Annotated in this window: 12 protein-coding genes; 2 read left to right on the top strand and 10 right to left on the bottom strand. The window is 36.4% G+C overall.

From position 1 onward, the window contains the following. The first annotated feature begins 56 nt into the window (after positions 1 to 56). A complete protein-coding gene (locus tag J2772_RS21625; RefSeq protein WP_209920355.1) occupies positions 57 to 1,259 on the top strand; it encodes a CynX/NimT family MFS transporter in 1,203 nt (400 codons plus the stop codon). 392 nt (positions 1,260 to 1,651) lie between these two features. On the opposite strand, the gene bioA is transcribed toward J2772_RS21625, so the two are convergent. The 5 genes from bioA to J2772_RS21600 all read right to left on the bottom strand — a co-directional run bounded on the left by bioA (position 1,652) and on the right by J2772_RS21600 (position 6,630). Continuing rightward, positions 1,652 to 2,941 (bottom strand): adenosylmethionine--8-amino-7-oxononanoate transaminase, encoded by a 1,290-nt coding sequence (gene bioA / locus J2772_RS21620; RefSeq protein WP_209920352.1) that lies wholly within the window; start codon positions 2,939 to 2,941, stop codon positions 1,652 to 1,654. A 327-nt stretch (positions 2,942 to 3,268) separates the two neighbouring features. Then, entirely contained in the window at positions 3,269 to 4,252 is a 984-nt protein-coding gene (bioB, locus tag J2772_RS21615; RefSeq protein WP_089736715.1) for a biotin synthase BioB, read from the bottom strand. A gap of 2 nt (positions 4,253 to 4,254) precedes the next feature. Further along, positions 4,255 to 4,866 carry a dethiobiotin synthase gene (bioD, locus tag J2772_RS21610; RefSeq protein ID WP_209920349.1) on the bottom strand — a complete coding sequence of 204 codons (612 nt, stop codon included), beginning with the start codon at positions 4,864 to 4,866 and terminating at the stop codon, positions 4,255 to 4,257. 38 nt (positions 4,867 to 4,904) lie between these two features. Further along, entirely contained in the window at positions 4,905 to 6,014 is a 1,110-nt protein-coding gene (locus J2772_RS21605; RefSeq protein ID WP_209920346.1) for an aminotransferase class I/II-fold pyridoxal phosphate-dependent enzyme, read from the bottom strand. Beyond that, complete coding sequence (locus J2772_RS21600; RefSeq protein ID WP_209920343.1) at positions 6,007 to 6,630, bottom strand: hypothetical protein; 624 nt, start codon at positions 6,628 to 6,630, stop codon at positions 6,007 to 6,009. The genes J2772_RS21605 and J2772_RS21600 overlap by 8 nt, the downstream gene beginning before the upstream one ends. Before the next feature lie 66 nt (positions 6,631 to 6,696). Here J2772_RS21600 and J2772_RS21595 point away from each other — a divergent pair, with 66 nt between their 5' ends. Then, positions 6,697 to 8,184, top strand: coding sequence for a PLP-dependent aminotransferase family protein (locus J2772_RS21595; protein WP_209920338.1), 1,488 nt, complete (start codon positions 6,697 to 6,699; stop codon positions 8,182 to 8,184). Between the two features lie 148 nt (positions 8,185 to 8,332). Here J2772_RS21595 and J2772_RS21590 read toward each other — a convergent pair whose 3' ends face one another. From J2772_RS21590 to J2772_RS21570, 5 genes are all read right to left on the bottom strand, one after another. Continuing rightward, a complete protein-coding gene (locus J2772_RS21590; protein WP_209920336.1) occupies positions 8,333 to 9,508 on the bottom strand; it encodes a PepSY-associated TM helix domain-containing protein in 1,176 nt (391 codons plus the stop codon). Between the two features lie 2 nt (positions 9,509 to 9,510). Beyond that, positions 9,511 to 11,931 (bottom strand): TonB-dependent receptor, encoded by a 2,421-nt coding sequence (locus tag J2772_RS21585; RefSeq protein ID WP_209920332.1) that lies wholly within the window; start codon positions 11,929 to 11,931, stop codon positions 9,511 to 9,513. Positions 11,932 to 12,428: 497 nt separating this feature from the next. Next, the gene (locus tag J2772_RS21580) at positions 12,429 to 13,238 is read right to left on the bottom strand and encodes an alpha/beta hydrolase (protein ID WP_209920329.1); all 810 of its coding nucleotides are present in this window, start codon (positions 13,236 to 13,238) and stop codon (positions 12,429 to 12,431) included. A gap of 155 nt (positions 13,239 to 13,393) precedes the next feature. After that, positions 13,394 to 13,969 (bottom strand): Crp/Fnr family transcriptional regulator, encoded by a 576-nt coding sequence (locus J2772_RS21575; RefSeq protein WP_209920326.1) that lies wholly within the window; start codon positions 13,967 to 13,969, stop codon positions 13,394 to 13,396. Between the two features lie 102 nt (positions 13,970 to 14,071). Continuing rightward, complete coding sequence (locus J2772_RS21570; protein ID WP_209920323.1) at positions 14,072 to 14,593, bottom strand: GNAT family N-acetyltransferase; 522 nt, start codon at positions 14,591 to 14,593, stop codon at positions 14,072 to 14,074. Positions 14,594 to 14,596 lie beyond the last annotated feature (3 nt).

Below are 14,596 nucleotides of genomic sequence, written 5' to 3'. Positions count from 1 at the left end.
CTTTGGCAAAATTAAACAAAATTACTATGCTACTTTTGTACAAAAGTTTTATTATAATGAAGAACGAAGTAAAAAAGAATGCTTCTTATGTTTTAATGCTTCTGAATGTGCTGGTTGTAATATTGATTTCCAGCAATCTTCGGTCACCGATTGTGGCCGTATCTCCAGTGCTTGGTGATGTAAGAGATGCGCTGAAGCTGGATAATTTCCAGGTGAGTCTTTTGACCTCTATTCCACTTTTTATGTTTGCAGTCTGCTCTGTCTTGGTCAGCAGGTTTTCCAATAAGTTCGGAATCAGTAAACTGTTAATGTATTCGTTGATTATTTTAAGTTTTGGATTGTTCCTGAGAATTTCAGGTTCTCTTTGGCTGTTATTTGCAGGCTCTGTATTTATCGGTTTGGGAATTTGTATTGGAAATGTAGTGACTCCCGGATATGTTAAGAATAATTTTCCGAAGCAGATTGGTTTAATGACGGGGATTTTTGCTGTTTCTATGAACCTTACGGCTGCTTTGGCTTCCGGTTTCAGTGTAAGAATTGGAGAATGGACAGGCTTCGGATGGCGTGGATCTTTGGGAATTTGGTTGGTTATTGCTGCTTTGGGATTTGTAGTGTTGATTCTTGAAATGATATTTAATAAGAAGAATCCTACACAACTTAAAACGGCGTTGGGAACTTCCGATTTTAATATGTTTAAATCTGCCCAGGCATGGAATATCAGTGTTTTTATGGGGTTACAGTCTTTGTTTTATTACTGTATGGTGGCGTGGCTGCCTTCATTCCTTACCGATTATAATATGTCTGGTGAAAGTTCGGGATGGGTGCTTTTTGTTATTCAGATTACTATGATTCCGATAACATTCTGCTGTCCGATTATTGCCAGTAAAATGAAAGACCAAAGAATTTTGATCCTTTTTATATGTGCTCTGATGTTTGGAAGTACCATGATGTTTGTCTTTCTGAAATCTCAATGGATCTATGTGAATGCTGTCATTATAGGGATTTCTAATGGGTTATCTTTCAGTTTATCCATCTTGTTTTTCTCTACAAGAACCAAAAGCAGTATCAATGCAGTAAAGATTTCCGGAATGGCACAGTCTGTAGGTTATCTGATTGCTGCATTTGGTCCTCCGGTATTTGGAAAGCTGCATGATTGGGATATTTCCTGGAATACCTCATTTTACTTTCTGAGCATTGCGGTACTAATAATGCTCTATTTCGGACTAAGAGCAGCAAGGAATAAATATGTAGAAGATTAATGATACTTAGTTTTAATTTTAAATAAAATGAGGCTTTTCTGTATGAAAGGCCTCATTTTTTATTGAAATAGATATATTTTTAAGTTTACGAAACCAGTTTTTTTAATAAAGATCTATTTCTTCCCCATTCTTTGGAATAAAACACTGAGTTTCATATCCTTTTTTATTAATCTTTTTCTGGATAAATGTCCTATCTTCTTTGCAATGACTTACCGCTTCTAGATGTTACAGAAATTCTTTAAATGAGTTCAGTAAAGATGAGTTGAAAGAATTAATAAAAATCTTGAAAAATGCAGAACAGGAAATTTAAAAGAGCTTGTTTTTAATCATAATTTATCAGCCTTATAGATTTGAAAGTCTATGAGGCTGATGTTTTTTGAATAAGAAATATCCTAACCCTGAAACTGATCCAAAACCTCCAGAATATTCTGATACACTATACCTAGTTCCTCAGAAGAAATACAATAAGGAGGTACCAGATAAAGAACGTTTCCTAAAGGACGCATAATGATTCCCCTCAATAAAAACTCATTATAAAGTCTTTTCCCGACCTCATTGAAATAAGAAGTCCCGTGCCCGGTTTTAAAATCAAAAGCGAGAATGGTTCCGATCTGGCGTGCATTTTCAACTTGCGGATGTGAAGCGAGTGCTTTGATAAAGTCTGAATGTTGCTGAGAAATACGTTTGATATCCATTTGGGTTTTTTTTTGAAGTAATAATTCCATACTGGCTAAAGCTGCGGTACAAGCTAAAGGATTAGCGGTAAAAGAATGTCCATGAAATAAGGTTTTATACTTATCATCAGACCAGAAAGCGTCATAAATGGTTTTGGAGCAGGTGGTGATTCCCATAGGCATGGTTCCGCCTGTGAGCCCTTTTGAAAAACACATAATATCCGGCTGTTCGGTAAGATAATTAGCAGCAAAGAGTTTTCCGGTTCTTCCAAATCCTGTAAAAACCTCATCCTGAATCATTAGAATTTCCTGTTCCCTGCAGAACCTCATCAGGTTATTCAGGTCTTCAGCCTTATACATCAGCATTCCTGCTGCTCCCTGAACTAATGGTTCGTAAATAAAGCACGCCACCTCATCAGCAATATCTTTAATCTGAGACTGCAAACTTTCTAGATTTTCAGCATTGGGAGTATCAATGAAAACAACTTCAAACAGTCTGCTTTCAAAAGGTTTGGTCCAATAGCTTTTTCCGCTTACAGACATCGCTCCAAAAGTGTCACCATGGTATGCATTTTTAAAAGCAAGGATTTTGTTTTTTTCTTTTCCCTGATTGTGTGCATACTGAATACACATTTTTAAAGCTACTTCCACAGCTGTAGAGCCATTATCAGAATAGAAGACCTTTTTCTGGTTGGAGGGTAAAAGTTTTAGTAGATTCTCTGAAAGCTGTGTGGCTGGTTCATGGGTAAATCCAGCAAAAATAACCTGTTCCAATGTATTAAGCTGTTCAAAGATACGTTGAGCAATATAAGGGTGAGAATGTCCATGCAGGGTTACCCACCATGAAGAAACTACATCCATGTATTTTTTACCTTCATTGTCGTAAAGATAAAGCCCCTTTCCTTTTATGATAGGGATGATTTCATCTGCAGTTTTCATCTGGGTATAAGGATGCCAGTTGACAGCTTTATCTCTTTGTTGAAGATTGGGTGGTGTTATTGTATCCATGTGTTTATAAAATGTATTGATGACTTTTGAAGTCTGGTTGAGATTTTCTGTTTTTAACGCAACGTCCGCTAAAGGCTTTACAATGATGCTGTATGACTTTTAAGATTGCAAAGGCGTTTCACTCAGTCAGGATTAGTTGATATACTTTTCTCTGCTAAATGCAATGCCCTTGCGAACGAAAAACATGTATTTTCATTATGCTTTTCTGCGATCTTAGCATTTAAATCATAAAATCAAAGGCTAAGATATTCAGTAAGTAGCTCCTGAATAAACATCAAAATGCTCTGTATTAAAATCCAGAAACTCATAATTATGATTTGTAATTGGTTAACAGCAGGTTTCTTTTTTCATCATGGGTTTTAATCCAAGGGTCTGTAGCATTTGCATGTCTTCAGAAACACCCGGATTAGGCGTTACCAGCAATGTTTCTCTTTCTCCAGTGAAGATAGAGTTAGCACCAGCCATAAAACACCATGCCTGTTCTGTTTCAGTCATTTCTATACGTCCGGCACTCAATCTTACCATAGAAGAAGGCATCACAATTCTTGCAGTGGCAATCATTCTTACCATTTCCCAGGTATCTACTTTCTCATTATCTTCCAAAGGAGTTCCCTCTACCCTAGCCAATGCATTGATAGGAACAGATTCCGGATGTTTAGGCATAGTGGCTAATGTTAGCAACATAGAAATTCTGTCTCTGTGGGTTTCTCCCAAGCCAATAATTCCGCCTGAGCATACTGTAATTCCTGCTTTTCTAACATTGTTAATCGTGTTGATTCTATTGTCAAATGTTCTGGTAGAAATGATTTCTTCGTAGTATTGCTCAGAAGTGTCAAGATTGTGGTTATAAGCATATAATCCAGCTTCCTGAAGCCTTATAGCCTGTTCTTCGGTAAGCATTCCCAAAGTACAGCATACTTCCAAACCTAGATCATTCACTCCTTTTACCATATCAATAACTCTGTCAAAATCACGGTTGTTACGAACTTCACGCCATGCTGCAGCCATACAGAAACGGGATGAGCCACTGTCTTTAGCTTTTTGAGCATGAGCAATTACCGTTTCTGTTGGTAATAAAGCCTGTACTTTGATATTAGTGTGATAACGTGCTGCCTGACCACAATATGAGCAGTCTTCGGGGCAGCCTCCGGTTTTGATGGATAACAAAGTAGAGATCTGTACTTCAGATGGATCATGCCATTCGCGGTGTACCGTTGCAGCTTTATAAATAAGCTCCATAAGCGGTAAGTGATAAATTTCCTCTATTTCTTCTTTCGTCCAGTTGTTTCTGATTGTTGTTGTTCTATCCATTATCATAGTTTTGTTATTGTTAATTGTTTTGCAATAGTGGTGATATGTTCTTTATCCGAACTTTCTATTTCAGGTATTTTGATAATTTTTGTTTCTTTTGTAATAAAGTTTGAAATAACTCTTTCAGTGTCTTCGGGGAAATCTCCATTGAAAATCAGGTATTCCAGCGTGATTTTTTTTTGTTGTAGGGCCATGATCGATAATAAAGTATGATTGATGCAGCCTAAATAATTTCTCACGACAAGAGCTGCCGGAAGTTTTAGTTTCTCAATAAGGTCAATCATAAAAGTATCATCTGAAAGCGGAACCATAAGCCCACCTGCTCCTTCCACAATCAGAGCATTTTGAGTTTCCGGAAGTTGAAAATCATCAAGGTTGATCTGTTTGTTTTCCGCTCTTGCAGATTGATGTGGTGAGGCAGCCAATTTGAGACGGTATGTTTCCGGATGACAAATTGTATCATCAGTCCAGGCTTTTATTTTATGGCTATCTGTGTAGTGCAGATCTCCTGATTGTACGGGTTTCCAGTAATCAGCTTTAAAATATTGTACTAAAATGGCAGAACAGACTGTTTTTCCAATTTCAGTTCCTATTCCTGTTATAAATAGTTTCATTTGAAGTATTGAGTTAAGTGATGCGTGGTGTTTTTTTCTTAAATAAAGTCTTTAATAATTTCTGTAAGCCTTGTAATCTCCGCTTCCGTATTAAAGCTGTGAAGACATATCCGGAGTCTTTCGGTTCCTTCTTTTACCGTTGGACTGTAGATGGCATAAGTTAAAAATCCTTCTTCTGATAATGCTTCATGTAAAGATTTCAATGTCTGATTGTTGGGAATGATAATAGCCTGAACCGGACTTGTTTCTGAAGATGGAGACTCTAATCCCTGACTTCGAAATGTTTTTATGTTTTCCTGAAGCAGTATGGATAATTCTTTATGGCCTTCCAGAAAATCATAGCCTGTTTTGATGCTCATCCATTGAAAATCCTGTGCGGAAGTGGTATAGATAAATGGAGAAGCGAAATTCACCAGGTAAGATTTTACAGTCTCATTACAAAGTATTGCTGCACCATGAGCTCCCAAAGCTTTGCCATATGTGATGACATTGGCTGTCACCTGATTCTGTAAACCATATTGATCTACCAAGCCATTTCCATAAACTCCGAATGCATGAGCTTCATCAACGATTAAGTCTGCCTCATATTGCTTTGTCAGCTTAGCAATTTCACGAATTGGGGCTAGATCTCCTTCCATAGAATAGAGGCTTTCTATAGCGATATAACAATGTCCTTCCTGTTTTTCTAAGATACTTTCCAAATGCTCAATATCATTGTGTCTGAACTTTAATTTTCGGGCATTCGACATTTTACAGGCATCATGTACGGAACGGTGAATCTGTTCATCTACAATAATCGTATCATGACGGCCCGGAAGTGTTGAAAATAAAGCTAAATTAGCATTGTAACCTGATGGAAACAACAATGCAGAAGAAAACTGATGCTTCTCAGCAATGAAATTTTCTGTAAAAACTACTACCCTGCTGTTTCCACTAATCAGTCTGGAACCTGTGCTACCTGAAAGCAATTGAGGATTCTTATTGATCTTTTCCAGCAATATATTTTGAAATTCTTTGCTTCTCGCTAATCCCAGATAATCATTGGAGTAGAAATCAACACCTTCAACCTTTTGCTTTAAAGTTCGTAATATCCCTGCCTGCTTTCTTTTGCAGAGTGCTTCCTGAAAACGATTTATGTTTTTAAGCATAATTCAGTTGAGACACTTCTTCTTTAATCGCATTGATCCATTGTTGATGCAGCTCTTTTTCAATCTCTAAGACCTTATCTGCGTGCAGCTGCCAGTCTTCAGAAAATTCATTAAGTTGATTAATCATCTCTTCCAGATGTCCTTCTTCTTCCAGAATAATAGATTTTACCATAATTTTAGATGATTCTTTTGTAAGGATCTCTTGGTAAACAGGATAAAGTTCATCTGCGCGGACTTCAATGGCATAGGTTACAAAAAGGTAGGCTGCATATTTAAGGTCTTCTTTTGTAAGCTGAAAAGCCTCCTGAAGGTATCTGCAGGCTTTAATATCCAATGAATGCAGATATTGTCTGGTTGCAACCGGAGCAAGCAATTCTCTGCTTTCATACGTTTTACACAGTTCCGGATCTATTTTCCCGATCTGTTTTTTGAGATAATAAGCATGGCGATGCTCTTCAGCGGCGTGTTTAAGCTGGATTTGGGTAACCAGAACCGGATGTTCACACTTTGATATTTTTCTGGCACCAGCATTTTCCATAAAAGAAAGAGTGTTCAGCCATTTGGCATGAGTACTGCCGTCCTGTACTATTCTTCTGAGCAGATGATGAAATTCCATAGATTTTTATTTTGATGTCAAAAGTAGTATATTGCCGGATGGTTCTATGGTGCCAGTTTTTATATTATGGATAGTCCGGTTAAGATTCCTTATGAAAGTTTTATTAAAATTGATAGAAAATCAGAAACTTCTATCTATCTGCAAATAGCCAATCAATTGGTGAATGCTATTCAAAGAGGTGTTTTACCATTTGGCACTAAACTTCCGGGAACCAGAGCCTTCAGTGGAATTCTGGATGTACATCGAAATACAGCAGTGGCAGTGTATGATGAGCTGTCTGCACAGGGTTGGGTAGACAGTTTCCCTAATAAAGGAACTTTTGTGATTGGGAAAGATCAGGAAAAGCCAGTAAAAGTAAAGGACTTTGAGGAAAATAACCTTCAGAACTATCCTAAGAATACCGGTTTCACATTTAAAACCTCTAATATCTTAGATAATCCTTTTGAGCACTCGGACTGTGAGTATGTCTTTAATGACGGTGTACCGGATATCAGACTTACCCAGATCGGGCAGCATTCCCGATATTACAGTTCCATTCTTAAACGGAAGTCCAATCAGAAAGGACTTGGGCATTATAACCATGACGGAAGTGAATTTTTTAAAGAACATTTGTCTCAGTATCTCAATTTATCCCGTGGATTACCAATCTCTAAAAATAACCTTTTGATCACCCGAAGTACGGAAATGAGTATTTATATTGTTTCCGAAATCCTGTTGTCTGCTGGTGATACTGTTCTGGTGGGTGACCTGAGTTATTTTTCCGTTAATATGATTTTTCAAAAAGCAGGCGTTAGTATTGTTACCCTTCCGATTGACGAGGATGGAATTATCGTAGAAAGTGTTCGGGAAGCCTGTAAAAAACAGAAAATAAGAATGCTTTATCTTACTCCGCACCATCATTACCCCACAACAGTGGCTTTAAGTGCCCAGCGTAGACTGGAATTGCTAGAACTGGCTCATGAATATGGATTTGTGATTCTTGAAGACGACTATGATTATGAATTCCATTATGATAAAAGTCCAATTCTGCCTTTGGCGAGTGCTGATACGAACGGAATGGTTATTTACATCGGATCTTTCGGAAAATCATTGGCACCTGGATTCAGAACCGGCTTTATTGTGGCTCCTGAAAATCTGATGGTGGAAATGCGGAAACACCTTGGAATTATTGATCGTCAGGGTGATATTTTGATGGAAAGAACATTGGGAGAAATGATTGAAGAAGGAGAAATCAATCGTTATCTCAAGAAGTCCTTAAAAATTTATCAGGAAAGACGGGATCATTTCAGTGGTTTGCTCAAAGAAAATCTTGGAGATGTAATTACATTTGAGAAACCTTCCGGAGGTCTTGCCATCTGGATGGAATGGAATATTCCCATTAATCTGATGCAGCTGAGCCGGAAATGTGCTCAGGATAATCTCTTTATTCCAAAAACTCTTCTCTATCAGAATAAAAATCTTACTGCAATGAGATTAGGATTTGGAGATTTGAGTTTTGATGAAATGGAAAAAAGTATTGAAATTCTTTCCCAGAATATTCTGCATTTTCGATGAAAAATAATATAAAAGAGGCTGGAGAAAATGTCATTCTGGAGAAAATGTGATGAAGAATTTTTAATTGTTTAGTTTTTAGAGATTCTTCGCTTCTCTCAGAATGACAAAAGTCTATTTTTTAACTTTTGGAGACAGCCTCGATAGATCGTTATCCTTTTCTGATGGAATGTTTTTTCTTGGGTTTCTTCTTTTTTCGGTTGAAATATATGATGAATCCTGTAATAGGAAGTGAGGTAGCAATAATCCCAGCTAACAAATAAATAATTCGCCCGAAGATTCCGAAAATACTTCCGGTGTGCAGATCATAATTCCTTTCTCTTAAAGCAGTCCCATGTCCTATCTTTTCATCTTTATAGAATTGATGTTTTAAGATTTTTCCTGAATACTGGTCAAAATTATATTGTTGATTCTGATATTGCTTATTTCCATACGTCAGTTCTGCATAGTAAGTACCTTCCTCTGATCTTGGAAAATTAATCATTGCTGATTTTTTATTAACCAGATCTTTTTCCACTTTTTGGCCAATGCTGTTCAACACAATTTCACGTTTCGTAAATTCTTCTGAAGGTATGATGCTTTTGGCTTTCTGCTCAGTAGGAGTCTTTCTATTCAAGGTATTTTTCACCCATTTATCTATGTTTTCAAAATTCCAGATCAAAGCAGAATAAGAAATGAGAATTAAAGGAATTACGGCATAAAATCCTAAGACATTGTGAAGATCGTAGTTAACCCTTTTCCAACTTGCTGAAGTTTTGAGTAAAAACATTCCTTTCAGCATCTTTTTACTCATCTTTTTAGGATACCAAATGATTAATCCTGATAAAAGAATAACGGCTAGTATTAAAGTTGAGTATCCTGTAATAGCTTTTCCTATTTTTTCTCCTAGCAGCAGTCTTCTGTGAAGATCCAGCACAATTTCAAAAAAATCATATTTGGCATCTTCCACTTCCTGAACTTTTCCTGTGTAAGGATCAATATAAACCCGGTAATAGTAAAGATAAGTTCCCCAATAGGTTAATGCATCATTATCCATTTTAAGAGTTCGGAATACATACGTCCGGGATGGATTAGAAGACATTTGAACTCTTTTGATTTTCAATCCGTCAGGAAGAACTTTTTCAGCTTGTAAAGAAAGTTCAGAAAGAGATAGTTTTTTGCTTCCAATGTTTTCTGTAAAATATCTTTTAGGATATATTAGATGTTTTAATTCTTCTTCAAAAGCAAGAATACATCCGGTAGCGGCCATTATCACAACTACAAGCCCGGATGTTAATCCGAGCCATAGATGTAATTGAAGGGCAGCTTTTCTAAGTGTAAGCTTCATGATTAAAATTTAAGACTTACCTCGGCAACAAAATTTCGAGGCATTTGAGCAACAATTACTCCCTGTCCTGCAAAATATTGTACATTCCCAAGATTATTCATTTTAAAACCTATTCTGTATCTTTCTTTCTCAAGAGAGACAGAGGCATTGATAAGGGTATAAGCCGGGAAAGTAAACTTCCCTGTTGTTTTTTTATTTTCGCTGAGCTGATGACCAACACGATTAAGCCCAAAGCCCAAACCTAATCCCTGTAAACTTCCGGATTGAAGAGTGTAACTTACCCAGGAATTAAATACACTAGCTGGACCTGCAGAGCCTGGGCGACGGCCATCAAATTCCGGATCTGCTTTAACAGATTTACTGTCATTGTAGGTATATCCGGTCATAATATTTAATCCCTGAAGAGGATTGGCTATGATTTCTAATTCAATTCCTTTGCTTCTTTGTTCTCCATCCTGAATGGTTACTCTATACTTCTCTCCATTTCGGATGACTTCAATATCTCTTGAGATATTATCAACCAGTATATCATAATACCCTACTGTGAAATTCAAACGATTTTTCCAAAGGTTTCCTTTAAAACCAATTTCCCATTGATTGGCTTTTTGTGGTTTCAGATCTCCGCTATAATCAGCAAGTTCTTGATTAACCGGCGGTGTGTAGCTGAATCCGTTCATATAGTTACCGTAAACAGATAAACGGTCTTTAAAGATCTGATAAACAACGCCCAATTTAGGTGATAATGCAGTTTGAGTGAAATCCCCTGAACGCTGGTTATTATTGAGATTCAGCTGTCCCTTACTTTCATAATGGTCTACACGTAAACTCAATAAAGTTGTCAATCTGTCAGTAATGTAAAGGGCATCAGAAAGGTAAGCACCATAGATATTACTGGATGTTGTAGTTCTGGTAAGAGGAGCGGTAGAAGTCTGTATTTTTTGTAAAACAAGATCTTTTGAAATAAATCCGTAATTAGCTTCGGAAGTCTGTCCGTTAACCTTATCGTATTTAATGATAGGTGAATGATTGTTGTTCAGAGATTGGTTTAAATAATCTAAACCGATAAGCACTTTATTTTTGATTTTTCCAATATTGAATTGTCCATTGAAGTTCTGTTGCACACTTGTAGAAGCTGCTTCAGAGTTCTGGGCCTGTACATTACGTTCAAGCATTGCATCAGTGTCTTTCTCTCTGATGAATTGATATTGGTATATACCTTCCGTTTTTCTGTAGTTCCTTGAAATGAGGGTTTGTGAAGTCCAGTTATCGGAGATTTTATAGTTAACCTCAGCTTTTACATTGGTAGAGGGAGCTTTTAACGTCATATCATTATTGGAATACGATCTCTTCCAGTCAAAGCCAAGTTCATCAGGAGTATGTGCCAGAAATGCACGTCCTCTTGGAAGGAAGATAATAGGAGTATTGGTTCCTTCATAATTGTAAATCTGAGCACCAAGGCTGAATTTAAGTTTATCATTTACCTGATAGCTTAGTGTTGGTGAAACAAAAAATGACTTTCTGAATTCCGAATCTCTGAATCCATTTTGGTATTGGTAAGCAGCATTTAAACGGAATAAAGTCTTTCTGGAATCTGTAACAGGCCCATAAACATCCACTGTTGCCCGGTTTAGATTGTAGCTTCCCAGCATATAAGAAATTTCACCACCAAAATAATCTTTAGGTTTTTTGGTTACAATATTAATAAGACCTCCAAAAGAAGTAACAGCGCCTCCGTACAATGTTCCGGATGGTCCTTTAATCACCTCAAGGCGTTCAATATCAGAAGGGTCAATTTCTCCGTTGGTAGTAGCAGGAACCCCGTCTACCATGGATATCTTTGTAGGAAACCCTCTAAGACTGTAATAGAAGCTTCCATCACCGGAACCCCTGCCGGGACTTCCCTGCATTTTTACCATTCCGGGAACATTTTTAAGGACTTCAGAAACATCATAGGTAAGCTGTTCCTTCAGGATCTGTTGATTGATGCTCGTGTAAGCTTGTGGATTTTCCAGATTTCTCAGCGGCATTTTTGAAATGGAAATACTGTCTTTATCCAAAAACTTATTTCTGCTGAAGGCATAGACTGTAATTCCTTCAATAACGTTGCTTTGTGTAGGGGCGAAAATGGTAGGTATTTCATAAATATCTTTCTCAATCCTGATTTTTTCCTGCATAAGCTCAATATCATTTAAGACTACCTGAAGAGTGTATTCTCCAGGGGCTACATTTTCGAAGTAAAAATCACCTTGATTATTGGTTTTTGCCTGATAGGATGTATCAACAAGTCTTAAAACAGCATTTTTTATAGGAAGTTTCTCAGAGGCCAGGATTTTCCCATGGATGCGTTCACTTTGTTGGGCCGAAAAAGTAGCCGAGAATAGAGTAAGAGTTAAAAGTAATATAGAGGTTTTAAGTATTTTCATGTTATCGTTTTTATAACAGTATATTGTTTTTCATTGGTTTGAATTGTAATTTCATAAAGTTCTTCTGTAGTGTTTAAGTTTAAAATTTTCCATGTATCATTTCTTAGGATTATCAAAAATTGAATTACATAAAACAGAGGAAAGATTTTACCTGTTGCTTTATGTGGAAGAATAATGGAGTTATTCATATAAGTTTTATAAAGTAATTTAAGCTGGATAAATGAAGTTAACTTTTCGTTTTATTGAATTTATATAGAAGAAAATCAACGGATTGAAGTAGGTTTTTGTAAGAAAAGTTTTCATTAGTTTTTTTATTTATTCTTATTTGGAATAATTAAAAACAAAGATAAAAATAAATAACAATAACTCTAATTTTTTAATTAAAATATCTGCAGTTTCGGAAATTTTGAAAATTCTAAGATTGTTTAGAATAAAAAAAAACCTTTTTAAGACAATGCTTAAAAAGGTTTTTAGGGTAAGATTTGTTATAGTTTGCACTATTTGAAATACTTGTCAAATAAGGTCAGCTGTTCAGATAATGAACGGCTCCAATATTGAGTATCGTGGGCTCCTAAGGACTCTGTATAAAGATGCTGTATCTTCTGTTCAGTAAGTTTAGCATGGAATTTTCTGTTTTGCCCGATCATTTGAACGTCTTCCGTTCCACAATCGAAAATATAGTGTTGTCCGGCGGCAGCCATTAATTTGATCTTGCTGTCTGTAAGGAAATTAGAGTTTAAAGATTCAAAAGGGCCTAATACTTTATTTACCATATACGTGTTGTACCCTTCTCCAAATGAGTTAAGATCTAAAGCGCCACATGAACTCCCTACAATCCCAAATGTTTTGTTATAGATAACACCAATGTTTGCAGCTCCATAACCACCCATACTCCATCCCAGAATTCCACGAAACTTCTTTTCAGCTTTTACCGGATAGTTTTTATCAATGAAATCAACAAGTTCTTTGCCGATAAAGGTTTGGTATTGGGAATCTTTAGCAATCGGACTGTCTACATACCATGAGCTGTAATTTCCATCAGGCAACACATAAATGGTTTTGTATTGCTGAGCTTTCTGAACCAGATCAGGAATGTCCTCCTTTATAGTTCTGTCCGGATTACCGCTGAAACCATGAAGAATATATACTGATGGATAGGTGGTATTGGGTTGTACATTGGGAGTGATGATAATGGTTTTGATCTTTTTATTCATCTTAGGACTGAAAACTTCCTGATGAATGATCTTTTGTGCTGAAAACTGTGCAAAGGCAGCCATAACAACAACGATGTTGATTAACTTTTTCATGCTTTAAAATATTTAATTAATAATGGGCAGACTTTAAGTACATCTTAAATAAATTTATAATCTTTTATTTAAATAATGCCGTACTTGCAATCTTTTGATATGACAAAGTTGCTCCTGAAAAAACAGAAAAGCCTCAACAAATGTTGAAGCTTTTGTTAATTTATTTCCTTTTTTATACGACTGAGCTGCGTGGGAGTAATTCCCAAGTAAGAGGCTATTTGATTCTGTTTCAATCTATTGTGAAGTGGTTTGTTTTCAAGCAATAATAAATACCGTTGTTTTGCGGTTTCAAATTTTAAAGAAACTTCTAGAGGTTCCTTTTTGACCACCCAGTTTTTCTCCAGATACCGGATATGAAAAAGAGCAAGGTCATGGTGTTTTTCCAATAGTTCACGGTATGCCTTTACTGGATATTTAATTACTGAGCAATCTTCCAGCGCAATAATATTGAAATCACTCGGTTCATTTTTGATAATAGCCGATGTGGAAGCCACAAAGCTGTTTTCCTCAAAGAAAATTTTATAAATGCTGTTTCCTTCATCATCAGTTGTGTAATACCCTATTAATCCGGATTGTAAGAAATAATAATACCTTGCCATATTACCGGATTCCAGAAGAATATCATTTCTTTTATACTGTTCTTCGCTGCAAATAGCCATCATAGCAGAAGTAGTGTCCTCTGATAATGGATAATAGCTGTTGATTTGTTTTAAAAATTCAGAACTGTTCATTGAGCTTTATGTATAAATAAAATAATTAGGCATTCGTGGCGATAAAAGATCTGCATAATCTCCATGATCTGTGAGAGAAATAAATCTTAGTGACACTTATCTTCAATCCAGAATTTTCTTCATCATCAGATCTGTCTGTTCCTCATCTCCAAGTCTGAAAATATGTGTATCAAACTCAACGAAGCCATTCTTTTTATAGAAGTTCAAAGCCCTTAGGTTTTCTTCCCAGACTCCCAGCCACAGATATGATTTTTTGAGATGTTGAGCGGTGTTTAGTGCCTGATCATAAAGAAGCTGACCTACTTTTTGACCATGATGGCTTTTCTTCACATAAATTCTTTCAATTTCAAGGCTGGTTTCGTCCTGTACCTCTGTCTGTGCTTTGCCAGTATTAACTTTCAGATAACCAACCGGATCGTCCTCTTCCCAGGCAATATAAAAAAGAGAATCAGGATTATTCAGTTCAGCGGTTACCTTTTCTGTATTGAAGCTTTCTTTCAGATATTTTTCCATGGCTTCTTCAGTATTGTCTTTTGAGAAAGTTTCAGAAAAAGTCTGAATACCCAGCTTCTGGATAATATCTGTATCTTCAGCAGAGGCTTTGTTAATAATAATTGATGCCATTTT

This window comes from Chryseobacterium jejuense, assembly GCF_017877355.1.
Taxonomy (GTDB): domain Bacteria; phylum Bacteroidota; class Bacteroidia; order Flavobacteriales; family Weeksellaceae; genus Chryseobacterium; species Chryseobacterium jejuense_A.
Note: the sequence above shows the minus strand (reverse complement) of the source record. Positions and strands in the feature narration are given on the sequence as shown.